A 26,327-nucleotide genomic window follows, 5' to 3' on the forward strand; every position below is an offset into this window, starting at 1 on the left:
GAAATTGTACCTTATCTTCTAACCCAATTTTCAATTTTAATTTCTGAAATTCTTTCGAATTCTTTAAGGTTTTCAGTGACCATGACCAAGTCTTTTTCAACAGCGGTACAACCAATAAACAGGTCAAAATCACTTATCATTATTCCTTTTGTTTTTAACCGAGTTTTTTCTTTACCATAAAGATAAACGGCGTTGAAAATAGGGAGTATTACCACTTGGTTGGTAAATGCTTCAATTAAGGCTAAATTTTTAGTAGGATTTGGTCTTTTTTCAGCACCATAAACTAACTCCGCAAAGGTTATTTCAGAGATCCCACAGTTGTTTAATTCGATTTCCTTGAATTTTTCCAAAAGGCCAAATTGCCCTCGTAAAAAGTGTATGCAGATATTGGTGTCAAGCAAGTATTTCATTCAAAGCTTATTTTTTCAGCTTTTTCAATCCTAGACTCTCTAATGTCATTAATGATTTCATCGGAAGTTCTATTGTCTTCCCAAGCCCCAAAAAGTGTACTTGAATCCACTTTCTCTTCTTTTGTATCTAGAGATTCAGTCAACCTAGCGATGATTTTTCTCTTCGAATCAGTATCAAGCACCTTCAAAAGGCTTACATGTTTTTCCAAAATCTTATTGCTGAGCGTGAGAGTAGCCATGCTTTTTTTCATCAATTTAAGAAAATAATGAAAGCTGAGGAATCCTGTTCCTAAGATTATTCACTAAAACTTTCCAAATCACCCATTAAAAATCAACTTAAAAGTCCTCCCCTCACTCAGTGTAGATCGGACTTGGATATTGCCTTTGTAGCGACGTATGATTTGTTTGGAGGAGGTAAGGCTCAGTTGATCAAAAGCAATTCAATAATCAATTCGTCAGATACCTTATTAAAGTTATTTCTCGTAAAGCTTAGCGCTGTTTGTTTTTAAATACTCTTTGATTTGGTCAAAACTCATGTCAGCCATTTCTAAAGAAATTTTTTCTTTTATGGCTCTGAAGGTTTTAACCGTATCAAATCCTTTTTCGGGTTCAGTTTTTTTGGTTCTAGTCTTCATATTCTAAAATTTCTTTTGGTGACCTTATTTCTAATACTTGATAATTTAAACGAATGTTTATTGAATTATAGCCTCTAATTCTGTAAACGTTCACGATATGTTTGAAATTCCAACTTACCAAAATATCTGCTTTGTAAATTGTTGCAGTTGCAATATGAATGCAATCGTCAAAACTGGTTTTACCTACAACTCCTTCATTCACATAGGTCGAGGCAAGGCCCAATATTTCGTCTGTTACTACTACTTTTTCCATGCTACCTTTAGGTAGATCCTTGAATAGGCCTTTCACTTTTTCTGGCGCCTTAAGTAATTCGGTTTCAGTTAAGTCTGAAAATAAACAGGCAACTTTTCCCAATTTTACTCTCTCAAAAAGCTGCAAAGTTACTTCGTCAAATTCCTTGTCGAATGCACCTCCGAAAACTGAAGTGTCAAAATAAAATCTTTGCATAGGAAACAATCAAAATTCATTCGTAGAAATTACTAATTTTTCTCTAAGGAGTGAAATGATTGACAGGGGAAATCAGGTGTTAAAATTTTCTCCTTATTTGATTGGATATAATTTCGCCAAAACTAATCCCTCTACCCATTAAAAATCAACTTAAAAGTCGTCCCTTCGCCAAGGGTAGATCTCACTTGGATATTGCCTTTGTGGCGGCGCATGATTTGTTTGGAGAGACTTAGTCCGATGCCCGAACCTTTCTTTTTGGTAGTGAAGAATGGAATAAAAATCTTGCCCAAGGCTTCTTCTTCGATGCCTTTGCCAGTGTCGCTGACTTCCAGGATTATCTTGCCAGCTTCGTCGATAAATGCTCGCAGCGTAATCACTTTTTCTTCGGAATCTTCCACCGCTTGAATCGCATTTTGCAGCAAATTGATCATCACCTGCTCGATCTGCATCTGATCTCCAAAGAGGATCAGTTCCTTCGGATTTAGCTCTTTAACGAATTTGATTTCATACGCTTCCAACTGATTTTGAAGCAATACTTCCAGCTGATCAAATAACCTAGAGATACCGATACTCCCAAATTTCGGCGTGGGGATATGAGCCAAACTTCGAAAATCCGACACGAAACTGATCAGACCTTCACTTCGCTTTTCGATCGTCGTGATGCCCAAAAGACAGTCCTCCATATCGGTAGGACTCAGCGGTTCGTTATGATCCATCCTGTATTCGATCTCGCCCTTGAGCGTGCCAGCCAAGGAAGAAATTGGTGCAATGGAATTCATAATCTCATGTGTAAGCACCTTGACGAGATTCTGCCAAGCTTCCATTTCCTTCTCTTCGAGTTCGGATTGGATGTTTTGCAGTGAAACAAGTTTGAATTTTTCACCACGCATCAAGAGCTCGATAACATAGACCGAGAGCTGCATAATTCCGTCCGGATGGGCGATTTTGATCAGTTCGGAGCCACCTGTTCTGAGATTTTGGATCGCAAGGTGAAGTTCCTTGTTAATTCTTTCGATATCGGAGATGCTTTTGAGGTCATCGACATTGAGGATTCGTTTAGCAGCGACGTTTAGGATTTGGATTTCTCCATTTTCCCCAAAGGTGATCAAGCCAATACTCAGATGCTTAAATACAGATCGGAAGTACTGGTAATTGGCTTCTTTTTCCGCTTGATCTTCCTTCAACTTCGCCAAAATCGCATTGAATTCAATGTGCAGATCATCCGTCTCCGTCCCGTCAAACTTGACCGGATAGAGTTGCGAATACTTGTCCTGCTTGATGTTATCGAGGAAAAGCCGCACTTTTTTGAAAGAGCTCTCAGAGTACCGCACCAAAAAAATGATTTGAAAAACCACCAAAATCAGGAAAAGGGAAATCATGAAGACTCCCCAACCGTCAATCATGGCGTACGAAAGCAAAAACAGTGATGCTGCGACCAGTGCGATTCGGCCCAGCAACCCAACTCTATAATCCATATTTTTCTAATCTTCTGTAAAGGGAAGCCCGGGTCAGTCCGAGTTCCTTGGCCGCCTTGGAGATGTTGCCACCGTTTTTGTCGATCGCGCGCCGGATGGTACTTCGCTCCATGTCGTCCAGATTTAGCGTGACTGCGGTCGGAGCTTTTTCAGATGCCGGCTTTGCCGAAAGGAAAAAGAAATCCCTCGAATCCAACTCGTCTCCTTCGGCCATGATGATCGCCCGCTCGATAGCATGTTGTAGTTCACGGATATTGCCCGGCCACTGATACCGCTGCAAAAGCTCCATGGCAGCAGGACGGAATCCGGTGAAATTCTTTCGGTATTTCTGAGAGTAGCTTTTCAGGAAGTGATTGGCCAAAGTTGGAATGTCGTCCTGTCTTTCGCGAAGCGGAGGAAGGAAAATCTCCACGGTATTAATTCGATAAAGTAAATCTTGGCGGAAGGTATTTTCCATCACCATCTCATGCACGTGCATGTTGGTGGCGCAAATCAATCGGATGTCAACCGGAATGGCTTTGTTTGTTCCGATGCGAGTCACCTCTCTACGTTGAAGCACTGTAAGGAGTTTGGACTGAAGCGGCATGGAGAGATTCCCAATTTCATCGAGGAAAAGGGTTCCTTGGTCAGCAATCTCAAATCGGCCCGCACGGTCGTCTTTGGCATCGGTAAAAGCACCACGCTTATGTCCGAAAAGCTCCGATTCGAATAGCGTCTCGGTAATTGCTCCCATGTCCACACCGACAAATATCTCGTCTTTGCGCAGTGAACGATCATGAATCGCTCGGGCAATCAGTTCCTTTCCCGTTCCGTTTTCTCCCAAGATCAGCACATTGGCATCCGTCTGAGCGACTTTGTCAATGATGGAAAATATGTTTTTCATGGAAGCACTTGCACCGATGATATCGGCATAAGGCTTCTTGAGATCTGTTTGAAGTTGCTTTTGCTTTTTCTGAAGCTTGTCCACCTCATCGTAACTTTCCTTTAGCTTAATAGCTGAAGAAAGTGTGGCGATCAGTTTTTCATTTTGCCAAGGCTTTAGGATAAAGTCCGTTGCACCTTCTTTCAAGGCCTGCACTGCCATTTCCACGTCCCCGAAGGCAGTAATCAAAATCACAACAGCTTTAGGGTCGATTTCTTTAATCTGATTTAACCAATAGAAACCCTCCTTACCGGAGGTGGTGTCTTCCCGGAAATTCATGTCCAAGAGAATGACATCGTAGCTGTTGTTGTTGATCAAAAAGGGAATCCTTCGGGGATCTTTTTCGATTATGACTTCTTTTGCATGCTTTTTCAAGAGCATTTTTGCTGCGAAAAGCAGGTCTTCGTTGTCGTCGATGATAAGTATCTTACCTAAGTTTTGAGCTTCCATTGTTGATTGTTTTGCCTCAGTAGGGGGAAAATGATGCCAAGTGCAAATAAGGGGAATTGAGCGCTTTTTTTAATAGAAAATGTACGGAAATGTACACAAGTATACTGTTTTCGGACAGAATTGTCCGCTTGGGCGGTCATAATCATTTTGTTACCTTTGTAAATCACAAAAACAAAAGAATATGCAAGCTAAAAAAGGGGATGCCGTGAAAGTCCACTACACAGGTAAACTGGAGGATGGAAGTGTTTTTGATTCATCGGTTTCCCGTGAACCGCTTGGCTTCACGCTGGGCGACGGTAATATGATCAAGGGTTTTGACGCTGCAGTGTACGGCATGGTCATCGGAGATAAGAAAACTGTGACAATCCCGGCTGCAGAGGCGTATGGAGAGCGTAGACAGGATATGATGATCGATGTCCCTTTGAGCCAAGTTCCGCCTAATATTGAGCCTGAGATCGGTCTTCAATTGACCCTTCAGGGTGGTGGAGGTCAACCTATGCAAGTGACTGTTGTGGATATGACGGAAGAAAAAATCGTCCTAGATGCAAATCACGAGCTAGCTGGCAAGGATTTGATTTTTGAAATTGAACTGATGACGATTAATTGAAGCAGTTGGGAGACCGATACTTCGACTCCGCTCAGTACAAGCGACGTGAGACCGAAGAATTGAAATTTCAAGCGGGGAAATTAAAAAACCGATAGTGGGAATGCTATCGGTTTTTTTGTGGAAGGAATTTTTGTTTCCCGCTGATCCCCGCAGAAAAAGGCGCAGATTATCGCAGATTTTGAAAGATTCAAAACAACTTACTATTTGCTACTTACTTACCCATTACTACTTACTTACCCACTGCGACTTATAACTGATAACTATTTCTTTAAATTCCAGTATAATTAAACGGTGTAATCGCCTTCAATTCCGCCTTGATTTCATCCGTAATGTCTAAACCATCCACAAATTCGGCAATGGAATATCTGGTGATTTTTGAATTGGTGCGGGTCAGATCGCGAAGTGCCTCGTAAGGTTTTGGAAAGCCTTCTCTTCTCAGAATCGTCTGAATCGCCTCAGCAACCACTGCCCAATTGTCCTCCAAATCAGCATCAATGGCGGCTAGATTCAGTTCGAGCTTGCCCAAGCCTTTTTCTAAAGACTCAAAGGAAATCAACATGTGCGCTAGGGGAACTCCAATGACTCGCAAAACGGTACTGTCCGTCAAGTCACGCTGCAACCTGGAGATCGGAAGTTTGGCTGATAAATGCTCCAAAAGTGCATTTGCGATCCCAAGATTTCCTTCTGCATTTTCGAAGTCAATCGGATTAACTTTATGTGGCATAGCAGAGGAACCTACCTCTCCTGCTGTGATTTTCTGCTTGAAATAATTCATCGCCACGTATTGCCACACGTCTTTTGACAGGTCCAGCAAAATGGTGTTGATACGCTTCAATCCATCAAAAATGGCTGCAATATTATCGTAATGCTCGATTTGCGTAGTGGGATAGGAGCGCTCTAGTCCGAGGTAATTTTCCACAAAGTGAAAAGCAAACTCATTCCAATCCATGTCCGGATAGGCGACTTGATGTGCATTCATATTTCCTGTTGCGCCACCAAATTTGGCTGAATAAGGAACCTGCTCTAGGAGTTCGATTTGCTTTTTCAATCGGACTACAAAGACATTGATCTCTTTGCCCAATCGGGTAGGAGAGGCGGGCTGTCCGTGTGTTTTGGCCAGCATTGGAATCACGCTCCACTCTTCAGCGAGATCGTTCAATTGCTCAATGATTTCCTGCAAAAAAGGCATAATCACTTCCTGTAGCCCAAGTTTCAACATAAGCGGTGTTGCCGTATTGTTGATGTCCTGAGAGGTAAGTCCGAAATGAATGAATTCTTTGAATGCACCCTGATTCATTTGATCAAACTTATCTTTCAAAAAATATTCAACTGCTTTGACGTCGTGATTGGTGGTGCGTTCGGTGATTTTGATCCATTCGGCGTCATTGATGCTGAATTGTTTGACGATTGCACGAAGCTTTGGAAACAGGTCATGATCAAATTCGGCAAGCTGCGGCAAAGGCAATTGGCAAAGGGCGATAAAGTATTCTACCTCGACGTGAACTCGATATTTTATCAACGCAAATTCTGAGAAAAAGGCGCGAAGAGGTGCAGTTTTACCGGCATAGCGGCCATCCACCGAGGATACTGCTGTGAGGGCGGTTAATTCCATTTTTTTAGATTTTGCTTCGAAGAGATGAATCAGCTCCGATATTCGGAGCGTGCAATTTAGGTCATTCGGATCAAAATCAGGTTGGGGGCGCAGAAATTCTCCCATTGGTCCAAACTTACTTTTAGGATTTGGGGTTCTGAAGGGGAATTTCTCAAGGAAGTGAGCAATTATACCGACTTGGGGCGTAATTTTGCAGCCGAACAAAAAGATCAGATAATAGCAGATGTTCAATTTATTTAAGAAAAAGAAAGAAGAGCCAAAAGCAAATACCTATTTGCCTTTGAAAGTGCGGGAGGTAGTGCGGGAGACAGAGGATACTGTTACCATTTATTTTGAGCAACCTGATCCAATTTTGGATTACAAGCCTGGTCAATTTTTGACTTTGGTGATGGAGTTTGAGGGCAAAGAGCAGCGCAGATCTTACAGTCTTTGTACCTCACCTTTTGTAGATCCATTTCCAGGAATTTCTGTGAAGCGGGTGAAGGAAGGCCTTTTTTCAAATTTCCTAAATGAAAAGATTTTTCCTGGCAAGACAATTAATGTCTTGAAGCCTCTTGGGAATTTCACCACAGATTTTCATTCCAAAAACAGAAGGCATTTTTTCATGATTGCAGGAGGGAGTGGGATTACTCCAATTATGGGGATCCTTAAAACTGTCTTGGTTAATGAACCGAATTCTATCATTACGCTGATTTATTGCAGCCGAAATGAAGAGCAAATTATCTTCAAAAACCAGCTGAGTTTGCTTGAAAAAGCAAATCCAGACCGCTTAAAAGTCATTCATAACCTGAGTCAGCCAACAGAAAGCTGGACCGGACTAAAGGGTAGGCTTTCTTCTGAATTGCTTCGGGAGCTTTTCCTCAGGGCAGAATACGAGCAGCGCTACGAAGAGGTATACTTCATGTGTGGTCCTGATGGAATCATGGACATCGCGCACGATGTCTTGAATGATCTGGAAATCGATAAGGAAAGAATCCATCGGGAAAGCTTTTTTTCTGCAGCTGCACACCAAGCGCATGAAGATGCACTCAAAGGAATAAATGTGGGTGCCCTTTCGCGGGATATTACTGTAATCCTGGAAGGCGATGAACATTTAGTGACCGTAGAACCGGGCAAAACTGTTTTGGAATCAGGGCTGGCTTCCGGATTGAATATGCCTTACAGCTGCCAAAGTGGACTTTGCACGGCATGTCGCGGTAAATTGCTCAGTGGACAAGTGAAAATGGATGAGGATGCAGGACTGAGCGAAAAGGAAATTGCGGCAGGATATGTACTTTGCTGTGTATCTAGACCTTTGACAGATGACATCAAAATCACCATTGAATAATTCAAACATCACTTTGGACAAGGAAGAAATAGGCGTAATTTATCGCAAAACTGAGCGGTTAACTTTACTTATTTTAATGGTAGCGCTGCCACTTTTTGGTGTCGTATATCTTTATGATACATCAGGTAATTTGAATTGGGATCTACCCCGATTGCCTGGTTTTATCCATGGTTTCTTGATCGGGTTTAGTGTTGTATTTTTGATTGGACAGTATTTGATTTTTCACCAAAAATTGAAGCTGACCTTTTCATCTGAGCACTTGTTGGAAAAAGTAAGGATCTATTCAGAGGCTACAAACCAGCGATACCTTTTTCTGTTTATTGTTTCGATTTTTGCGACAATCGGCCTGCTTTTTAATCAAAATCCTGTGTACACCGTGATTTTTGCTGTGACGCTTGTGTTTTTTTCACTTGCCAAACCCAGTCCGGATCGGATGGCGCGTCTGATGAAGTTGAAAAAAGAAGACCGGGAACTCATTAGAGAAGCTTCCCGGCCTCGAGATAATTAGAGATTTGATGCTTCGACTTCGCTCAGCATAACGGTTTGAGATTTGAAATTTCAAACTTCAAATTTCGAATTCATTAATTCACAATTGTGATGTTGCCTGAGGTGATATTGCCTCTGACCCATGGTCCTGAACCGTTTTCCAGTTCCAGCGTTTTTCCGGTATTTACTCCCCCTACTTTGAGATTTCCCGAAGAAGCTTTAAGTGAAAAATTGAAGTCCTTCAAGTTAGATGGAGTTTGGATATTGAAGTTTCCGGAGCTACCGTTGAATCGAGTATTCCCACCCAATCCGGCATTAGTTGCTTTAATATTCCCGGAAGTAAACTTGATTGATCCAAGTGAACCGATTGTATTCAGTTTGGCATTTCCTGAAGTGAGGCTCACATTGAGTTCTCCAATCACCTCATTGGCCTCAAGTGAACCACTCGTCGATTCATAATCCAGATTTCCACCGATTCCTGAGAAATTCGCATTGCCTGAAGTTATTCCAGCAACCACATTTCCATCCACATTGGTCACGTTGAGATTTCCAGAGGTAGCTTTAATGGTAAGGTTTCCGCCGATATTGGTCGCTTTCAGATTTCCTGAAGAAACTCGAAGAGAAGTGTTTTCATTCTTCACATTTTCCACGGTGATATTTCCAGAACTACCCTTTAGGTCCAGTGCAATAATTTCAGGACCTGAGATGTTGATATAACCTTTGTTTTTGGAATTCCAGTTATAGTTGTTCTGCTTTCTGGAATGGGTGATTTTCAACACGTCACCGATCGTTACGAAAATGATGTCTTGTTGATTGTCATTTGACTCGAGATAAGCCTCCACATTCACTGAAGAACTGGAACCGCCAGAATAAGATACTGTCAGCCATCCGCTGTCGACTTCTATTTTCTTGATTCCTGGATAAGTTTTTTTGGTGTCTATGAGGACATTTTGTGCAAATGTGGTCATGCTTATCAGTAGCAGAACCATGGCAAGGGAAAGTTTTGAGTATAGCGTGTTCATAATTGTTGGGTTGTTTATTGGTCAAGAAATATTCCGAAGCTCATAGCTTGGAAGGCGGGACCTTTGCCCGCTTGGAAGAGGTCGTTGAGATCATAATTGAAAAAGACAGTGGCTTTTCCGATTCCTATTTCAGATCGCAGGCCATATCTATAGTTAGAAACAAACATATTGGACTTTTCGAAGCGCTTTTTTTTGTCTCCTTCAGCGTCTTCATACACATATTTTCCTCTACCGCCTACTCTCAGGCCAGCGTATCCACCGGCACCAAATCTGAAATTTCCATCATTGGAGAGGATAGTTGGAACAAGAGTAAGGTTGACAAAAGATGCAGAGATCTTTGATTTTGTTGCGGTACCATTGAGTATTCCTAGGTCGTCTCTAAAATCCTGAAATTCCAAGCCGTTAGGCGTTTTTACAGCAATTTGATTGCGATCCTCAAATTTGAAATTATACCAATTCACACCTAAGGAGGATTTCAAGTGGAAATTTTTGCTTGCCTTATAAGTTCCGGTAGAGTTTAAGGCTACATACCAGCTTCCCCATGGTTTCACCGCAGGTGCCCCTTGATTGGAGGGCCAAATATTGATCCCTACTTCAGACTCAGGAAAATTAAAAGCAAATTTTGAAGATTTATGACTTTCGTGATTGCTGTAGTCGATGTCCTTTACATCCCATTCGTAAGTCTTGGAGCCATCGGCATATTTGGTGACTTGCCATGTTTTGCCAAACATGGTATAGACTTTGGTTTTTTCTCCCTCCATAGCTGTTTTTTCTTGAGCTATAAGTGGTTGAGCTAGAAAGAGGAATAAAAGGGCGGAAATGTAAAATGATTTCATTTGTTGATCTAGTTTAAAGGGAGAAAGAAAGAGGCTGTCTTAAAATGCTTCAAGATGTCAGCCTGAGAACCTGACCAACGAGAGTTGGGCAGTACGAAGACTATTTTTAGAGAATACAAATACATTTCGACTTCGCTCAATGTGACAAGCAGCCTTTAAAAGACCGCCTCTTGATTTAAAATATAACTCCGAAGGTGATCGGATTGAGTGCTGGACCTTTTCCATCCTGGAAAAGCTCATTTAGATCATAAGTGGTAAAGAATTTCACTCGACCAATTCCTAATTCTCCGCGAACTCCATAGCGTAGGTTTTGAAGGTAAAGTCCAGTATTCTCCTTGTCTTTTCTTCGGCCAGACCCATCAAGATCACGATAGACAAACTTTGACTGGCCTCCTAGTCGATATCCTAAATAAGGTCCGGCTGCGAGATGCAAGCCTCGATCGCTGGATCCGTCAGATCCGCCCAAATCAAGTTTAAACATGGTCATTGCGGTTAAGTAGCTCGCGGAAATTTTGCTTTTGAAACCACTCACATCAGTTCTTTGAATGAAGCCAATGCCTTCTTCTCCACGGATTGCTTGGAAATCGCGATTTTCGAATTTGAAATTATTGAACTGGAACCCTACCCCAAAATCCCAGTGAAAACCTTTGGCAATTCGCTGAGAGGCCATCCAGTTGAGGCCAACCATCCAGCTACCCCAGCCTTTTACAGCGTAAGGATTATCAGAAGTAGGGAATGAACCATTCTCCAAGTAATTGTTGATGCCGAGGTCCAGATTGAAATAAGTTCTGAATTGAGGGTCTGATCTCTTTTTGGCCCCGGTTTCGACTTTGACTCGGGTGTTTGATCCGGATTCGTCGACGTACACTCTCATTCCCCCGACTTTTACTTCAGTATTTCCGCCGTCTTCGTAGACCTTGACGACTTCTTTTATCGATCCATCACGCTTCTTTATTTCGACGATGGTGAGTTCACCGGTTTCTTTGTTTTCCTCGAGGTCCAATTCGCTGATGATTTGATTGATATTCATCAGTTTAAGTTTCTCAAAGTCTTCCTTGGAGTCAACGATGATGACTACTTTTCCGGATTTCCCGAATTCGATCACTACGCTATCTTTCGAAACTTTGTGTTCGGTTAAGTGGGAGTATGCTGTCAGGTTGGATGCAAATGCAACCTGAACCACTGCCATTAGGCAAAATAAAAGCAGGTATTTTTTCATGATTTAGAGACTATTTAATGAGGTGGGTTGGCTTAGTTTAAGGTTTTTCGTCCGCTTGATTTTTCTTGCTTGTTAGCGAAGCGAATAGGTTGTCTTTTTTGTCCTGAAGACTGATCAATCCTTCATCTACTTTACTGAGAAGTCCCTCCACATGGCTTACAGTCTTACCAAGTTCGGTGATCAGGTTTTTCTCTTGTGGCTCACTTTTTTTCACTCCGTTTGAATAGATGCTCACTCGATAGAGGGGCGCATCATCTTCAGGAGCAGTCTGGGCAATGGTTTTTTCCATTATCGGAGCTTTCAGTTCTGGCAATACTACCTGAATCTCTTCGGTCTTAAGTTCAGGAACAGCGACTGTAATTGATGTTTTGATCGTTTCAGTTTCAGCCTGCGCAACCAGGTTTCTTGGAGCTTGGGATAATGCAGGTGAAGGAGTTGGTTTAGTTTTCTCTGGGGTTTTTGAGGTTACTTGAGGTTGGGCTTGAGTGCTTTCAATTTCAGGTGTTACTTCTGATTTCAGAGTCGGTTCAATTTTTTCAGCTGGTGTCTGTGAGGTTTCAATTGTTGATTCGGCTGTTATTTCATTTGGAGCAACCATCGGTAGTTCGGTCTTTTCTGCCAATAGTATTTCCTCAGATATTCCAGTCTCCCGCGGCCAAAATGAATAACCAGCCACAAGCAATGCAGTAACCGAGGCAGCGACCGCCCACCAAATCCCGAAAGTGGGTTTGGATTCTTTAGGAAGTTGGCTTTCGAGCCTATCCCATGCGAGAGCACTTGGTTTTTCGAGGTGTCCGTCCAGCTTTTCCTTGAAATGCTGATCGAATTGTTCGTTTGTCTTAGCCATGATTCGTCTTGGTTTTGGGTTGCAGACTGGCAATTTTTTCTTTTAGGGCTGTTCGAGCCCGATTGAGTTGAGATTTGGAAGTGCTCTCCGTGATTCCGAGCAGATCCGCAATTTCCTGATGTGCATATCCTTCGATGGCATACAGATTGAATACCGTTCGGTATCCGACAGGCAGACTTTGAATCAGCTCCATCAGCTCGGCTGCCTCCAAATGAGTCAGTTCGTAGTGATGGTTGCTGTATTCTTGTTCCGCTTCCAGATTGACTTCCATCATCAGATGACGATTGCTTCTCAAGGTCATGAGCGCCTGAGTGACGACGATTCGCTTCATCCATCCTTCGAAACTTCCCTTAGCTTGAAACTGTGGAAGCTTTTCGAAGATTTTCATAAAACTCTCAATCATCACATCCTCGGCATGTTCGCGATCCTTAAGATATCGCATGCAGATGGCCAAAAATTTCCCTGAATAGGTGTCATACAAGTGACGCTGGGCTGACCGATCACCCTTGAGGCATCCCTTGATAAGTCCTTCTTCAGTAGAAAAATTGGTTCTGGTAAACATTCCGGTTGGCTTTCAAATAGGTAGATGCGGGCTTATAAAAATTGGTTGCGTTGAGATATGAAAAAAAGTTAAAAATATTTCCCCGTAAAATAAAGGGCTGGAAATCAGTTGATTTCAGCCATAAGTTTTTTTGATTTTGTAATTATGGTTATCCGCTTCTTTGCCAGTACATAAAAACGAATACTGGAAATAGGCTTAAAATCTAATTTTCAAGCGCTCTTCGGCCTCCGGTCTTCCTGCCAACAACCTATGAAAATTCGCCTACTGGCAGGATTCCGTCTATCCATATTTTTTAAAGTGAAAGAATGAAAAAGACCAAAGCTACAGCTAAGATCAGGATCATCATTTGTGACTTCTCTTTGAATTCCTTTGAAACTTTTCGCTTTCGCAAAACCAAAATTGCCATTCCCAAGCCTGCAAATTGCAAAAGTAAACTGACTCCATTGAGCGGTCCCATTGGGGCTTCGACAAATCGCCAGGTAGTATTCAGAATTGAAAGTGCACCCAATACAATTCCTACGATTCCAAAAATAAAGGATCGCTGCAATAGCACGGGTTCAGGTAGGTCAGACCATTTCATTTTTTAGTATCTAGTATTTTTAAGTATTAAGATGCAAGTATCAAGTATCAAGACAATGAAAGGTGTCTTATGAGAAGCGAGGCTGGATGGACCGATGTCGGGTGTTGGATGACCGATGTAGGTCCCTAGTGTACAGCTAACCAATAACCAATAACTAATAACCACTTACCCTTTAGCCATCTGCAAACTGCCACTGCATACTCCCTACTTTAACTCAGCCTTACGGCCCGCAAAGTAAGCAGCAATTTCTTCTCCGCTGAGTGTATTTAGTGTCATTTCTTTGGTCAAGCCTCCTTTTCTTCCGATAAGAACTCCATATTTCATGTCGGAATAACCTTCCATTTCGTGTGCGTCGGGATTGATAGAGAGTTTGACACCTTGGTCCATTGCATAGCGAATCCATCTCCAATCCAAGTCCAGTCTCCAAGGATTGGCATTGATTTCGATGACTACGTTATTTGCAGCACAGGCATCAATCACCGCCCGATGATCTATCGGATAGCCTTCTCTTCTGAGTAAAAGTCTGCCCGTAGGATGGCCAAGAATCGTAGTATATGGATTTGAAATCGCCCGAATCAAGCGGTCAGTTGCCCGCTTGACATCCATATTCAAAATGGAGTGAACGGAAGCCACTATAAAATCAAAGCTAGCCAGTACATCCGCAGGATAGTCCAAACTTCCATCTCCTAAAATATCGCTTTCGATCCCTTTGAAGATTTTGAAAGGTGCCAATTCTAGATTTAAGATATCAATCTCAGCCAGTTGCTTCATCACTTTCTCGATATCCAATCCTCCTGCATAGCTGGCGGTTCGGCTGTGGTCAGAGATTCCCAAGTATTCGTAGCCGAGCGATTTGCAATATTCAGCCATTTGCCTCAGGCTGTGCTTCCCGTCGCTGTAAGTGGAGTGATTGTGAAGGATTCCTTTCAGATCAGAGTCCTGAAGTAGTTCAGGGATCTTATTTTCCTTAGCAAGAGCTACTTCTCCGTAGCCTTCCCGCATCTCAGCAGGAATAAACTGAAGTTGATTTTTGGAGAAAAATTCATCCTCGGATGCATAATCCCTCTTAATAAGCCTCTCGGCTAAAGTTTCATTGTCATCGACCAAGCTCAAAAGATGTCCTTTGGAAGCGGTAAAAGTCAATTTCTTCCATGAAAAGTCATCATCCGAACAAAAATGAAGAACGATCAACAAGTCCAATTCATCATGTTTCCCTCTCCAGGTTTTTGGTCCTGAGATATTCCAATCCCAATGGATTGATTCCAGCGTTTTAATACTTTTCTTGGTTTGAGCTAGGTCTGCTGATCCGATTAAAACTTGGGCTGAGGAGATGATTTCCATTTTTCGTGCAAAATCACCAACCAAAGCAATTTGAGCAGTAGGAATCAGATTTTTCAGAGTCGACTCTAAAGAATCAATGACTTTATCAATGTCTGCATACAGCCATTTTCCTGCATTGGATGCTTTGAATTCCAGATTTTGGATGATGGTGTCCTGAGTTTTTTCTCCGAACCCTTTAATCTGCGCCACCTGCCCACTTCGGCAGGCTTCCATTAGCTCGTGCGTGGAGGTGATTCCCAATTCCTCCCAAAGTGTTTTTACTTTCTTCGGACCTAAGCCTTTTATTTGAAGGATTTCAAGAATTCCTGTGGGAGTTTTCTCTAAGAGTAAATCTAAAGCAGGAAAAGTTTCGGTGGCTTTTAGATTCTGAATGGCTTCAATTATGCTTTTTCCAACTCCATTAATCTGACTGAGTTCGGCATCGCTGAGACCCATAATATCCTGATCACCACGCTCCAACGAAGTCAGGACACTTTGGTAGCTACGGATTTTAAATGAATTCTCGTCGTGCAACTCCATGAGCTGAATGCTCAGCTTTAGTTTCTTTAATATTGTTTTATGATCCAAAACAGTCAGATTTTCGTGTCAGTAGTGAGACAAATGTCTTTAATTATTGTTTCAATTTAAAGTCCATTAGGGTAACTTATGTCGGAAGATTGCCAGTGGACAGTATTCAGTCACAGTGGGAAGTTGGCAGGAGACCGATGCATGTCGGCTGGCAGTTATAAAAATGTGGTCGGTATTAGAAAAATTAAAAGTAAGTAGTGAGTTGTAAGAGGTAATGAAGTTTCCGAGACCACTTACAATTTACTATTTACAGTTAACTAAAAGAACCCAAAAACCAAGCATTACCTATGAACTACTGGATGGTCAAAACTGAACCTAGCTCTTATTCCTGGGAGGATTTTTCAAAAAAGGGAGAAGATGTCTGGGATGGAGTAAGAAACTATCAAGCACGAAATTTCCTTAAAGAAATGAATCAAGGTGATCCGGTTTTATTTTACCACAGTGGGAAAGATAAAGCAGTAGTGGGTTTGGCGGAAGTGTCAGAAGAGGCATTTCCTGATCCAAAAGATGAAGCATGGGTAGCTATAAGTCTGAAAGTAAAACAAGCCCTGAAAAATCCCGTGACATTGGAAATGATAAAATCGGAAGACGGACTTTCTGACATGTTGATGCTTCGGCAATCCAGGCTATCGGTGATGTCTGTGACCAAAGAGGAGTTTAACTTAATCTTGAATTTGAGCAAATGAAGCGCATTCTGACCCTTTTTCTATTTTTGAGTTGCATTGTTGCGCTACAGGCTCAAGTGAAGTTTTTGTCCAGATTTGAGGTGCCGGGGCAGCCTTTTGACCCTGTTTTTGAAATGATGCGAATTCCAGACGGCTTGGTTTCATTTCGTACTTATCAAGAAAGGAGTTTTACCAAAGGTAAAGTCTTCCAATTTTTTATTTCTGATTTGGACCTCAATACCAAGGGACTGATTGAGCTAACTATCAGGCCGGGGTTTGAAATGGTAGGATATGATATAGACGAAAAGTATCTATTTGTCTTATTTTCAAGGGGCTACAATACCAATGCTGAAAAGTATATCCTGCAGGTCAATTTGGAGACATCTCAAGGTTTTGAATTTTCCGCAGAAAACCTCCTCAATATGGAGCTAGTGGAGTTTCTTGTTCAAAATCGAAAAGCTGTCTTCATGGGTAATGCTGAAGGAAGACCGGCGCTTCAGATTTTTGATTTGGATGATAAAAGCATCCACACGGTTCAGGGTATATATGGCAACAATACTCAAGTGCTGCAAATTCGAAAAATACCGGAATTGGAATCGCTTGAAGTCGTGTTAAGCAGAAGAGGGCTTTACAAAAACCGTGAAACCTCCATTATTACATTTGATATGTTAGGGAATCTGATTCGCGAGGTGAAGGTGGATCAGTTTGGAAATCCAGGTCAGGAGATTCTGGAGGGCCTGCTTCTGGCGGATCAGAATTATCAGCAAGTAATGATCGGGTCATTTGGACTGGATGGCCGAAATGCCTACCAGGGCGCTTATATTATGGAGATCAATGAGTTTGGTGAATATGGATTCAAGCTTTATACGCTGGAAGACCTTCCTAATTTCTTCAATTATCTCCCGGAAAAGCAAAAAAACAAACGGGATCAGGAAGTCATCAGGGAGTTGGGCAAGTCAAAAATTCCTGTGATAAGAAATACCTTTTCCATCCGGGATGTCAGGGAGACTCCTGATGCCTATTACCTTTATTTTGACCAGATTAATATTGTTAGTGCCAGAGGTGGACGACCGGGAGGAGTTTCACCCACCAATGCATACCGCTACGATAGAACGACCCGGATGGGATATGCACCATTTTATATGGATCCATTACTTTCACCAATTATGCCAATTCAGTCGTTCAATATGAGCAATGAGTACCAATATCAGTCCGCACATTTTATCAAAGTATCCAAAGAAGGGCAAGTGATCTGGGATAATTCAGCGACTTATAAAAATTTTACCACAGACTATCCAGAGCCCTTTGGAGAAATGGCTATCGTAGGGGATGACCTTTATCATCTATATGTGGATAACAATGTGATAATGGCTAGTTTTTTCAGAAATGGTGAGAAAAAGTTTGATTTCTTGAGTTTTGAATTGGAGCTTATTGATCCTGGTGACCGACTGAAAAATACAGACGGAGGTACCTTAAGACTGGTTCATTGGTATGATCGGTATTTTATTCTGACAGGTCAGCAATCTATCCGATTTCTCAATTCCAGCAATAGGGAAGAAACTCGTGATGTCTTCTTTATGAGTAAAATTCTGGTGGATGGGGATTTGTATCAGCCTGAGAAAGTTCGGGACTAGTTTTATTTTCTATATTTATGCCCAAATCCAACCCATGCAGAAGCGGCTCGTACTCGATCAGCAGCAGATTGCCATCACTCTGAAGCGATTTTGCTACCAACTCATAGAAAATCACGACGATTTTGACAATACCGTAATTCTTGGTCTTCAGCCAAGAGGTACTTTACTTTTAGATAAAATTGTTGCTTTGCTCGAAGAGATTGCCGGCATAAAAGTTCCCTCAGGCTACCTCGATGCTACTTTTCATCGGGATGATTTCAGAAGAAGAGATCTTCCTCTTAAAGCCAATGAAACCAAAATTGATTTTCTGGTTGAAGGAAAGAAAGTCATTCTGATCGACGACGTCCTTTATCAAGGAAGGTCTGTACGCGCTGCAATGGATGCGATGATCGCATTTGGACGACCTCAGAAAGTGGAATTGATGGTTTTGGTAGATCGCCGGTTGACTAGGGATTATCCTATCATGCCGGATTACTTTGGAGTAAAAGTGAATACGCTGGATAGTCAATACGTGGTGGTGGAATGGAAAGAGCAAGGCCATCCTGAAGATGCAATTTGGATCACAGAGAAAGTTAAAAGTTAATCATGTCGCAACTCAGCACCAAACACCTGCTAGGAATCAAAGACATCACTGAGATAGATATTCGTCTGATCCTCGAGACGGCAGCCAATTTCAAAGAAGTGATCAACCGTCCGATCAAGAAAGTCCCTTCCCTGCGAGATATCACAATTGCCAATATTTTTTTCGAAAACTCTACCCGAACTCGACTTTCCTTTGAACTCGCCGAAAAGCGTCTAAGCGCTGATGTTGTAAACTTTTCATCTGCCAATAGTTCGGTAAAAAAAGGCGAAACACTCGTCGATACGGTTAACAACATCCTGGCGATGAAAGTGGATATGGTGGTGATGCGACATTCCAGTCCTGGAGCTGCACATTTCCTTTCGAGAAATATCAATGCAAACATCGTCAATGCCGGAGACGGAACCCATGAGCATCCGACTCAAGCCTTACTGGATGCATTTTCTATGCAGGAAAAACTGGGGGACCTTACCGGGAAGAAAGTTGCAATCATTGGGGATATTCTACACTCAAGAGTTGCACTCTCAAACATTTTTTGCCTTCAAAAACTCGGGGCTGAAGTGATGGTTTGCGGACCGATCACACTATTGCCAAAGTACATTTCCAGCTTAGGAGTGAAAGTGGAATTGGATGTAAAAAGGGCATTGGAATGGTGCGATGTGGCCAATGTGCTCAGAATTCAATTAGAGCGGCAGCAAATCAAATATTTCCCGAGCTTGAGGGAATACTCGCTCTACTACGGGATTAATAAAAAAATGCTTCAGGCACTGAAAAAAGAAATCGTAATCATGCATCCCGGTCCGATCAACCGAGGAGTGGAATTGAGTTCAGATGCTGCTGACTCTGAGCATTCCATCATTCTCAATCAAGTAGAAAATGGAGTTGCAATCAGAATGGCTGTCTTATATTTATTGGCAGGAATCAAAGGATAGTTGTGCTAATCCTTTAATAAAAAATGGCCGAGAATTGAGTTTCACGGCCATTTTTAATTTAGAAATCTGCAATCCGAAATCTCAAACTTGTGCTGAGCTTGTCGAAGTATCAGAAATCACTTCCCCCATTTCCCTCCTCCTACGAAGAACCCGAGAGTAAAACCAAAGTACTTATTAACCGCCTGACCAATCACCTGACCGTTTACATTCTGAAGGTTACTATTTGGGATAAAGTTATATTCAACTCCCATCCGAAATTTCCCTACTTCTACACCCGCTCTGGCCATAGGGGCCCAAGCAAAAGCAGCTTCCAAATCTCCAATATCTTCTTTGGCAATATTAGAATCTTCAATTTTAATATTACTCAATCCATAGTATCCAAAGCCAGCACCAACGTATGGTGCTACTCGACTACTGCCATTGTTTAGATAGTAATTTAGTGTACTAACGATTGAAGCATTTCCAGCGATATCTCCATCGTAATCCTCAGTACTATTAGTATAAACTACGTCTTTTGCCAATCCAGCCATTCCTAGACGGAGACCGAAGGCAAGGTTGTCTAAAATCAAAATCTGTGGTTCCAGATTTACCAGAGCTCCGATTCCTCCATCTTTTGGAATGGCTGCTCCCAAATCCATTTGAAATCTAAATCCTCCTGCTTGTTGTGCAAAACCTGTTTGCATCATAAACATGATAAGCATCACTGCGAAAAGTTTTTTCATAATTCTGTCATTTTTTAATATCTAATACCAAAAAAGAGTCCAAGTATTCGAAACTACCCTTAGTATTAATGAGTTATTTTTTTAATTCCTCGCTGATGGATTATTTTCTGCACTTCTCCACAGGATACTAGGACATCCTCGCTAATTTGCCGAAAATCAAGAAAAATAATTTGAGATGCTTACAGTAACTAATCTGATCAAGAAATACGGAAAGCAAAATGCGGTGGATGATATTTCATTTCATCTCGATGGGGGAGAAGTGGTTGGTTTACTTGGTCCTAATGGTGCGGGGAAAAGTACGACGATGAAGTGTATCGTGGGCCTGCTTCGCAAAACTTCAGGTGACATACTAATCGGAGGTCATGACCATCTTAGCGTGGAGGCAAAGCGGTTTTTCAGCTACATCCCCGAAACACCTTATGTCTATGATTTGCTCACAGTCAAAGAACATTTGCAGTTTGTGGCGCAGGCCTACGGTGTCCATGATTGGGAAGGTCGGGGAGCGGAACTTTTAGAGCTTTTTGAATTGGATGACAAAGCCAATAAACTGGGTCGTGATTTATCCAAAGGGATGCGTCAGAAAGTATCTATTTGCTGTGCTTTGTTACCTGATCCTCAGCTGTTGTTTTTTGATGAACCGATGATTGGGCTGGATCCAAAAGCGATAAAGAACACCAAGCAAATATTTAAAAACCTCAAAGAAGTCGGTAAAACTATTTTGGTTAGTACCCACTTGATCGATAGTGTGGAGACAATAGCTGACCGGATTATGATTTTAAAAGATGGTAAAATCATCGGCAACGATACCATTGCAAACCTTAAGCTACAGGCTGCGCAAAGTGAGATTTCATCCCTTGAGGATCTGTTTCTAGAAATGACAAAAGATGCATGAAATAAGACTTTTACTAAGGAAGGATCTTTTTATCCTCCTGAATAATCTCAAGCTTATTTTAAGAAATCCGCTTAGACTTCTTCCCTACGGTGCGCTGATTGGTTATTTTTCATTCATTTATTGGCAGCGGACCAAAAACCGAGAAGATAGGGGATTGGACGATGTCCAAAACCTGAACATCGATGGAATGCCTGAAGTGGATTTTGCTGTTCAGAATATCATCGGAGGAATCACCATTTTAGCTTTGGGGTTTTTGGTTTTTCAGCTCTATCGAGCCACCAAAAACAACGTAAGTTTTTTCAAAATGGCCGATGTGAATTTGCTTTTCACTGCTCCGGTAAAGCCTGAAAACCTGCTGCTTTATTACATGGGAAGATCCATTTTACCTTCCTTGGGTGGATCCCTACTCTTTTTAATTTATGGTGGCAGTCAGATGGCAGGTCAGTTTGAAATCACTTTTGGCAATGCTACATTTTTGGTAGTGGGATTTGCCTTGTTTCTCTTTATGGTTTTCCCGATCCGATTCCTGATTTATACACTTCATACCAAATATGGGGTGATGGAATACATAAGGGGAGGAATTATTGGTTTGGGTGTCGGCTTGGCACTCATAATTTTGATTCCGGGGTTTATGGCTGAAAAATTCTGGCAAGGAATGTTTTCTGGGATTGCTTCCCCTTGGTTTGATTTATTCCCGATCGTAGGTTGGAGTCGAGGGATTATGGGGTATGTTGCTCATGGCAATGCATTACTTTCCATTGCATTTATTGGATTATATGGCCTGACCTATTTTACTATAGTCAAGTTGGTAATTCAATATGCTGGATATTATTATGAAGATGTCCTAGAAGCTACCAAAACCAATGAAGACAAGCTGGATAAGGCTCGAGGCAAGCAGGAAGTGGACGAAGGAACTTACAGCTTGAATGCCAAAAAGCAATTGGCTTTACCTGATTTTGGTGCTGGCGCAAAGGCTTTTTATTGGAGGAATTATGTCCATAGCAGTAGGCAGGATTTTCACCCTTTGTTTGGAATCTATTCACTCAGCATGGCTGGGATCGGAATTGTGATGGCAGGACTGTCTAATTTTGACTGGTTCTCTCACAAAGTGTTTTATGTCTATCTACTATTTATGCTCTTTTTTTATTTTATGGCAGGAATAGGAAGAGCAAATATTGGAGACCTGAAAAAGCCATTTTTCATTCTTGTGCCTGCGAGTTGGTCTGTCAAATTCTGGAATATGATCAAGCTTGATATTGTGCAAACGTTGATTTTCGCAGCAGTTTTGATTGTGCCTTCCGTATTTTTATCTCATATCAGCCTCGGTTTGATCCCCTTGTTTTTGATTGGGATCGTGGTATTTTACTTGATCGGATTTGCGATTAACCTTATTCCGCAGGTTGCTTTGGACGAAGGTTGGGACAGAAAACTGATCAAACCATTCATGATAGGTGGGATTTTCCTTTTTGGAATCATTCCAACTGTGGTCATGAGCGTGCTGGTATTTATTATTACCAAGCAGTTTGTATGGACATTATTTACCTGTGTAATTGGGATGACATTGGTTGCTGCGATTTTACTTCATGTTTCCTTGGATGTGCTGAAGCGATTGGAGTTTAAGGAAATGTGAAAAAAGTGTTCAGTGAGCAGTCTCAGTAGGCAGATTCCTATAGAACAGCTGGTGAGTTATAAGATTGAAAGCTAAAGTATGAAAGCTAAAGTATGAAAGCTGAAAGATCGAGAACTGAAAGACAGCAGTTGGTAGCAGCAGATTAGAATTTTTCACAAAATATTATTTGGTTAAAAAATCAGCTATTGGCTGAGTGCAGAAAAAATCCTGTAATTTTGACTCATCCAAATGTAACTTCATTATGATCTACAATTCCATCATCGACACCATCGGAAATACACCAATGGTCCGCCTGAATAAACTTGCCAAAGACATCAAAGGAGAGGTCTTGGTCAAAGTCGAATACTTCAATCCGGGTAATTCCATGAAGGACCGAATGGCGATCAAAATGGTGGAAGATGCCGAAAAAGCCGGGATTCTGAAACCAGGTGGAACACTCATCGAAGGTACAAGCGGAAACACTGGAATGGGTTTGGCTTTGGCTGCTATCGCTAAAGGCTATAAGTGCATTTTCACCATGGCAGACAAGCAGTCCAAAGAAAAAATTGATATCCTGAGAGCAGTAGGTGCTGAAGTGGTCGTTTGCCCAACAAACGTTTCCCCCGATGATCCAAGATCTTATTATTCAGTGGCGAGAAAGCTGAATGCTGATATTCCTAATTCCTTTTATCCAAATCAATACGATAACCTTTCCAACACTGCGGCTCACTACGAGACGACAGGACCGGAAATCTGGAAAGATACCGATGGCAAAATCACGCATTATGCAGCCGGTGTAGGTACAGGTGGATCTATGTGCGGTACAGCCAAATACTTGAAAGAGCAAAATCCGAATGTGGTAACAGTAGGTATTGACACCTATGGTTCAGTTTTTAAAAAATATAAGGAGACAGGGATTTTTGACGAAAAAGAGGTTTATCCATACCTGACTGAAGGAATCGGAGAAGACATACTGCCGAAAAATGTCGACTTCAGCCTGATTGATCATTTTATTAAAGTGACTGATAAAGATGCCGCAGTGATGACTCGTCGCTTAGCGCGAGAGGAGGGTCTTTTTGTGGGTTGGTCATGTGGATCAGCGGTCCATGGCGCATTGGAATATGCCAAAGAACACCTGAAAGAAGGTGATCGGATGGTGATCATTTTACCGGACCATGGCACGCGATACTTGGGTAAAGTTTACAATGACGAGTGGATGAGAAACCACGGCTTTTTGGAAGACAAAACCTATTCTACTGCCCGTGATATTATTGCGCAGCGTAATGGAAGTTATCAGCTATTGGGTGTGAAAAAGTCTGATTCTGTCAAAGAAGCGATTGCAATCATGAATGGAAAAAGTGTCTCTCAGATTCCAGTAATGGAAAATGGCGAAGTAGTAGGAAGCTTGACAGACAATAAGTTGCTCTCCAAAATTATTGATAACCCAGATTTGAAAGATGGGAAAGTGGCCGATGTCATGGAAGCTTCCATGAAGTTCGTGGCTTTGGACTCTACCTTGGATGTGCTTTCGTCTATGGTAGAAAAAGAAAAGGCCGTGCTAGTGAGAGATACCATGAACAACATCCATATCATTACCAAACACGATATTTTGGAAGCATTTACGAAATAAGAGACGGGAGAAGCAAGACAAAAGACACAAGACAAAGGAGTTGACTTGGTGATCCAATATTCAACATCGGAGGTTTAAGATCGGTAATTTGGTGCAAACCCAGGAGGTTTAGAAAGTTACTAAGTCGGAAGTCGTTAAGGAGTTTACCTCTGTTGTCCATCCGTAATTCGTAAATCAAAAATCTAAAATATCGGGACTTCAAAATTCCCTCTAATTGAGCCAAAGCATATTTTGAAATAATGACCCCAACTCAGATCGAAAAGCTATTTCGGCAGTTTCCGGAATTTAGTATTCAAGAAAGTATTTCCAAGGGTTGGGAGATGTTCAAAGTGCAGTGGTTGAACACGATTGCATTTTCACTGCTAGTTTTCACTATTCAGGGTTTTTCTACTTATTACTTGGACAATTATAGTCTGTTGATAAGTATAATTATATCACCTCCACTCACTGCCGGGTTCTTTTTGGTTGCCAATCGAATCAGTCGGGGAGTGGAGGTTTCCTTTTCCAATTATTTTGATGGATTTTCTTATTGGGGGATAGTGATAATTACCTCTCTAATTTCAGGGATTTTGACCTTTTTTGGAATTCTGGCTTTGGTGATACCGGGAATTTATTTGGCAGTAGCCTTTATGTTTGGGATTCCTTTTGCGCTCTTTTCAGGAATGGATTTTTGGACTTCACTTGAATTAAGCCGTAAGCTCATCACGATGAACTGGTGGAAGTTTTTCGGATTTGTGATTGTTTTGGTTGGGATGAACATCCTTGGATTAGTATTCTTCTTCGTCGGACTGTTGGTGACTATTCCCGTGAGTTATTTTGCGATTTATTCGATTTTTGAGGAATTGACTGCGGATGCTTTGGCTGAGGTGGAAGTCACTCATGAGCAACAATCATAGCTTCAAGCCGATTTCTGCACTTTTCTGTGAAGTCATTCACAGCATCTTCTGAAGTCATTGGTGGGTTGATCGGTGCTGAAAAACAGACTTCCCTTACTAGAAGTAGAAGCAACATGGGGGGGTAGATTGTATCTACACCTTTATATAAATACGAATTTGCTGAAGGCAAATCATACTATCAATCCAATTGATAATTGGTAAGGATATTGGGGTTGCAAACTTTTTCTAGATTTTGGACTTCAAAGGAGCTGAGCAGAGACCAAAAGAGTAGGGGGGCTCTGAGAGATCAGACTTTTTCACTAATAATGCCCTTTGGTCGAAAGAATGAAGATTTTATCATCGGTAATCTGATAGACCAGGCGGTGTTCGCGGTTGATCCTGCGGGACCAGCATCCGGAGAGTTGGTGTTTCAGAGATTCAGGTTTACCAATACCTTTGAAAGGGTTTTGCTGAATGGATTCAATGAGTTGCCGGATTTTTTTTAGGATGTTGGGCTGTCCTGACTTTTTGAAGAAAGCAATGTCCTCGAGGGCTTTAAGGGTGAATTCGATTATTCTTTCCATATATCGTCCAGGGCCATCTTTACCGTTTTTCCTTCCTTTGCCTGCTGTCTACTCTCCTGAATTTTGACTACAAACTCAGGATCATATGGTTTTTCCTTGGCCACCTCGAACTTCATTTTGAGTGCTTTGACAAATGCCTTTAGAGCGTTTTCCTGCTCGATGGTCTCTGGATGGATAATGAAAGTGTTTTCCGTTTTCATTTGTTTATAATTTGTTTTTTAATGCCCACACCTGCCTGCCGGCAGGCAGGTGGAATCTCGCATGCATTCATAATATTTATTAGTAATAGCAAAATTATATAATTATAAGACACAATTAAAGCCCATAGTTTTGGTCGGAGTACGGCAACCATCCCTACCTTTTAGTTTTTTGCAACCTTTTTGTCGTAGGTTATTTTCTAAATCAAGGATGCCAATTTTGATATTAGCGTATTGTGGCTCAGGAATTTTGGACAGTTTTTTGAGCTTTCCGTTCAATGCGGATTTTACACATCTTAATTATTTTTGTCCGCGTTTTTGCTCAATCTCTCTAAAAGCCTGGTCGGCATCGATAAATTCCGATTCCCCCTTTTTTGCAGCATTATAGAGTTTGATGTCCTCTAATTCCTCTAGGTCTTCCATCAGTTTACTATATTCTTTAATAGAGAGAATAACAACAACTTTTTCTCCTTGATCGTCGGTTACAAATTGTGTTCTCATAGTTTCTAGGGTTTTCGTGAGTTTCTCTCTAATTAATCTAACAATCGAAAATAAAGATTGTCATTGATTTAAGGATTCAGAGTGGTTATATTCTGTAAACCATTTATTTTCATTTTTTTGTTCAACTTAATATTATTCATGAGCCACAATCATAGCTTCC

30 protein-coding genes are annotated in these 26,327 nt (G+C 41.5%); 11 read left to right on the top strand and 19 right to left on the bottom strand.

Annotation, left to right across the window (positions count from 1 at the left end; translation table 11 throughout):
• Nucleotides 1-11 precede the first annotated feature (11 nt).
• The 6 genes from ACK4HU_RS04610 to ACK4HU_RS04635 all read right to left on the bottom strand — a co-directional run bounded on the left by ACK4HU_RS04610 (nt 12) and on the right by ACK4HU_RS04635 (nt 4,340).
• Nucleotides 12-410 (bottom strand): PIN domain-containing protein, encoded by a 399-nt coding sequence (locus ACK4HU_RS04610; protein WP_409803728.1) that lies wholly within the window; start codon nt 408-410, stop codon nt 12-14.
• On the bottom strand, nt 407-661 hold the full coding sequence (locus ACK4HU_RS04615) for a hypothetical protein (RefSeq protein ID WP_409803729.1): 255 nt from the start codon (nt 659-661) through the stop codon (nt 407-409). Before ACK4HU_RS04615 ends, ACK4HU_RS04610 begins: the two co-directional genes overlap by 4 nt.
• Before the next feature lie 222 nt (nt 662-883).
• Entirely contained in the window at nt 884-1,045 is a 162-nt protein-coding gene (locus ACK4HU_RS04620; protein ID WP_409803730.1) for a hypothetical protein, read from the bottom strand.
• Complete coding sequence (locus ACK4HU_RS04625) at nt 1,035-1,493, bottom strand: hypothetical protein (RefSeq protein ID WP_409803732.1); 459 nt, start codon at nt 1,491-1,493, stop codon at nt 1,035-1,037. Before ACK4HU_RS04625 ends, ACK4HU_RS04620 begins: the two co-directional genes overlap by 11 nt.
• Before the next feature lie 131 nt (nt 1,494-1,624).
• Complete coding sequence (locus tag ACK4HU_RS04630) at nt 1,625-2,968, bottom strand: sensor histidine kinase (protein ID WP_409803734.1); 1,344 nt, start codon at nt 2,966-2,968, stop codon at nt 1,625-1,627.
• The gene (locus ACK4HU_RS04635) at nt 2,958-4,340 is read right to left on the bottom strand and encodes a sigma-54-dependent transcriptional regulator (protein WP_409803736.1); all 1,383 of its coding nucleotides are present in this window, start codon (nt 4,338-4,340) and stop codon (nt 2,958-2,960) included. Before ACK4HU_RS04635 ends, ACK4HU_RS04630 begins: the two co-directional genes overlap by 11 nt.
• 181 nt (nt 4,341-4,521) lie before the next feature.
• On the opposite strand from ACK4HU_RS04635, the gene ACK4HU_RS04640 reads away from it, so the two are divergent.
• Nucleotides 4,522-4,947 carry a peptidylprolyl isomerase gene (locus ACK4HU_RS04640; protein ID WP_409803737.1) on the top strand — a complete coding sequence of 142 codons (426 nt, stop codon included), beginning with the start codon at nt 4,522-4,524 and terminating at the stop codon, nt 4,945-4,947.
• A gap of 268 nt (nt 4,948-5,215) precedes the next feature.
• On the opposite strand, the gene purB is transcribed toward ACK4HU_RS04640, so the two are convergent.
• Nucleotides 5,216-6,559, bottom strand: a complete 1,344-nt coding sequence (gene purB, locus ACK4HU_RS04645) for an adenylosuccinate lyase (RefSeq protein ID WP_409803739.1) — start codon at nt 6,557-6,559, stop codon at nt 5,216-5,218.
• Between the two features lie 223 nt (nt 6,560-6,782).
• On the opposite strand from purB, the gene ACK4HU_RS04650 reads away from it, so the two are divergent.
• Both ACK4HU_RS04650 and ACK4HU_RS04655 read left to right on the top strand, forming a co-directional pair.
• A complete protein-coding gene (locus ACK4HU_RS04650) occupies nt 6,783-7,886 on the top strand; it encodes a 2Fe-2S iron-sulfur cluster-binding protein (RefSeq protein ID WP_409803741.1) in 1,104 nt (367 codons plus the stop codon).
• Nucleotides 7,861-8,394 (top strand): hypothetical protein, encoded by a 534-nt coding sequence (locus tag ACK4HU_RS04655; RefSeq protein ID WP_409803743.1) that lies wholly within the window; start codon nt 7,861-7,863, stop codon nt 8,392-8,394. The genes ACK4HU_RS04650 and ACK4HU_RS04655 overlap by 26 nt, the downstream gene beginning before the upstream one ends.
• Nucleotides 8,395-8,467: 73 nt before the next feature.
• Here ACK4HU_RS04655 and ACK4HU_RS04660 read toward each other — a convergent pair whose 3' ends face one another.
• The 7 genes from ACK4HU_RS04660 to ACK4HU_RS04690 form a co-directional block, all read right to left on the bottom strand.
• Nucleotides 8,468-9,394 carry a DUF4097 family beta strand repeat-containing protein gene (locus ACK4HU_RS04660; protein WP_409803745.1) on the bottom strand — a complete coding sequence of 309 codons (927 nt, stop codon included), beginning with the start codon at nt 9,392-9,394 and terminating at the stop codon, nt 8,468-8,470.
• A gap of 14 nt (nt 9,395-9,408) precedes the next feature.
• A complete protein-coding gene (locus ACK4HU_RS04665) occupies nt 9,409-10,230 on the bottom strand; it encodes a hypothetical protein (protein WP_409803747.1) in 822 nt (273 codons plus the stop codon).
• Nucleotides 10,231-10,405: 175 nt separating this feature from the next.
• The gene (locus ACK4HU_RS04670; RefSeq protein ID WP_409803749.1) at nt 10,406-11,449 is read right to left on the bottom strand and encodes a hypothetical protein; all 1,044 of its coding nucleotides are present in this window, start codon (nt 11,447-11,449) and stop codon (nt 10,406-10,408) included.
• 37 nt (nt 11,450-11,486) lie between these two features.
• A complete protein-coding gene (locus ACK4HU_RS04675; protein WP_409803751.1) occupies nt 11,487-12,296 on the bottom strand; it encodes a hypothetical protein in 810 nt (269 codons plus the stop codon).
• The gene (locus tag ACK4HU_RS04680) at nt 12,289-12,858 is read right to left on the bottom strand and encodes an RNA polymerase sigma factor (RefSeq protein ID WP_409803753.1); all 570 of its coding nucleotides are present in this window, start codon (nt 12,856-12,858) and stop codon (nt 12,289-12,291) included. Before ACK4HU_RS04680 ends, ACK4HU_RS04675 begins: the two co-directional genes overlap by 8 nt.
• A 292-nt stretch (nt 12,859-13,150) precedes the next feature.
• Complete coding sequence (locus ACK4HU_RS04685) at nt 13,151-13,438, bottom strand: hypothetical protein (RefSeq protein WP_409803755.1); 288 nt, start codon at nt 13,436-13,438, stop codon at nt 13,151-13,153.
• Nucleotides 13,439-13,642: 204 nt separating this feature from the next.
• Nucleotides 13,643-15,346 carry a helix-hairpin-helix domain-containing protein gene (locus ACK4HU_RS04690; RefSeq protein WP_409803757.1) on the bottom strand — a complete coding sequence of 568 codons (1,704 nt, stop codon included), beginning with the start codon at nt 15,344-15,346 and terminating at the stop codon, nt 13,643-13,645.
• 287 nt (nt 15,347-15,633) lie between these two features.
• On the opposite strand from ACK4HU_RS04690, the gene ACK4HU_RS04695 reads away from it, so the two are divergent.
• Genes ACK4HU_RS04695 through ACK4HU_RS04710 form a run of 4 tightly spaced genes read left to right on the top strand, consistent with a single transcriptional unit; the run spans nt 15,634 to nt 19,157 of the window.
• A complete protein-coding gene (locus ACK4HU_RS04695) occupies nt 15,634-16,032 on the top strand; it encodes an EVE domain-containing protein (protein ID WP_409803759.1) in 399 nt (132 codons plus the stop codon).
• A complete protein-coding gene (locus ACK4HU_RS04700; RefSeq protein ID WP_409803761.1) occupies nt 16,029-17,645 on the top strand; it encodes a transcriptional regulator in 1,617 nt (538 codons plus the stop codon). The genes ACK4HU_RS04695 and ACK4HU_RS04700 overlap by 4 nt, the downstream gene beginning before the upstream one ends.
• Before the next feature lie 34 nt (nt 17,646-17,679).
• Nucleotides 17,680-18,228: a bifunctional pyr operon transcriptional regulator/uracil phosphoribosyltransferase PyrR gene (gene pyrR / locus ACK4HU_RS04705; RefSeq protein WP_409803763.1), complete on the top strand. Its 549-nt coding sequence runs from the start codon at nt 17,680-17,682 to the stop codon at nt 18,226-18,228.
• Nucleotides 18,229-18,230: 2 nt separating this feature from the next.
• Complete coding sequence (locus tag ACK4HU_RS04710; RefSeq protein ID WP_409803765.1) at nt 18,231-19,157, top strand: aspartate carbamoyltransferase catalytic subunit; 927 nt, start codon at nt 18,231-18,233, stop codon at nt 19,155-19,157.
• Between the two features lie 116 nt (nt 19,158-19,273).
• Here the strand turns inward: ACK4HU_RS04710 and ACK4HU_RS04715 are convergent, their stop codons facing one another.
• Complete coding sequence (locus ACK4HU_RS04715) at nt 19,274-19,879, bottom strand: hypothetical protein (RefSeq protein WP_409803767.1); 606 nt, start codon at nt 19,877-19,879, stop codon at nt 19,274-19,276.
• Between the two features lie 175 nt (nt 19,880-20,054).
• Between ACK4HU_RS04715 and ACK4HU_RS04720 the strand changes: the two genes are divergently transcribed.
• From ACK4HU_RS04720 to ACK4HU_RS04735, 4 genes are all read left to right on the top strand, one after another.
• On the top strand, nt 20,055-20,771 hold the full coding sequence (locus tag ACK4HU_RS04720) for an ABC transporter ATP-binding protein (RefSeq protein ID WP_409803769.1): 717 nt from the start codon (nt 20,055-20,057) through the stop codon (nt 20,769-20,771).
• Nucleotides 20,764-22,401 carry a putative ABC exporter domain-containing protein gene (locus ACK4HU_RS04725; protein WP_409803771.1) on the top strand — a complete coding sequence of 546 codons (1,638 nt, stop codon included), beginning with the start codon at nt 20,764-20,766 and terminating at the stop codon, nt 22,399-22,401. Before ACK4HU_RS04720 ends, ACK4HU_RS04725 begins: the two co-directional genes overlap by 8 nt.
• A 241-nt stretch (nt 22,402-22,642) precedes the next feature.
• Nucleotides 22,643-24,010 carry a cystathionine beta-synthase gene (locus ACK4HU_RS04730; protein ID WP_409803773.1) on the top strand — a complete coding sequence of 456 codons (1,368 nt, stop codon included), beginning with the start codon at nt 22,643-22,645 and terminating at the stop codon, nt 24,008-24,010.
• A gap of 239 nt (nt 24,011-24,249) precedes the next feature.
• Nucleotides 24,250-24,906 carry a hypothetical protein gene (locus ACK4HU_RS04735; RefSeq protein ID WP_409803775.1) on the top strand — a complete coding sequence of 219 codons (657 nt, stop codon included), beginning with the start codon at nt 24,250-24,252 and terminating at the stop codon, nt 24,904-24,906.
• On the opposite strand, the gene ACK4HU_RS04740 is transcribed toward ACK4HU_RS04735, so the two are convergent.
• The 4 genes from ACK4HU_RS04740 to ACK4HU_RS04755 all read right to left on the bottom strand — a co-directional run bounded on the left by ACK4HU_RS04740 (nt 24,884) and on the right by ACK4HU_RS04755 (nt 26,167).
• On the bottom strand, nt 24,884-25,021 hold the full coding sequence (locus tag ACK4HU_RS04740; protein WP_409803777.1) for a hypothetical protein: 138 nt from the start codon (nt 25,019-25,021) through the stop codon (nt 24,884-24,886). The two genes, ACK4HU_RS04735 and ACK4HU_RS04740, sit on opposite strands and share 23 nt — an antisense overlap.
• 184 nt (nt 25,022-25,205) lie before the next feature.
• Nucleotides 25,206-25,469, bottom strand: a complete 264-nt coding sequence (locus tag ACK4HU_RS04745; RefSeq protein WP_409803779.1) for a Txe/YoeB family addiction module toxin — start codon at nt 25,467-25,469, stop codon at nt 25,206-25,208.
• A complete protein-coding gene (locus ACK4HU_RS04750) occupies nt 25,457-25,669 on the bottom strand; it encodes a DUF2683 family protein (protein ID WP_409803781.1) in 213 nt (70 codons plus the stop codon). The genes ACK4HU_RS04745 and ACK4HU_RS04750 overlap by 13 nt, the downstream gene beginning before the upstream one ends.
• Before the next feature lie 297 nt (nt 25,670-25,966).
• Nucleotides 25,967-26,167: a hypothetical protein gene (locus ACK4HU_RS04755; RefSeq protein ID WP_409803783.1), complete on the bottom strand. Its 201-nt coding sequence runs from the start codon at nt 26,165-26,167 to the stop codon at nt 25,967-25,969.
• Nucleotides 26,168-26,327: the final 160 nt, after the last annotated feature.

The sequence above is a fragment of the Algoriphagus sp. genome (assembly GCF_046296635.1).
GTDB lineage: Bacteria > Bacteroidota > Bacteroidia > Cytophagales > Cyclobacteriaceae > Algoriphagus.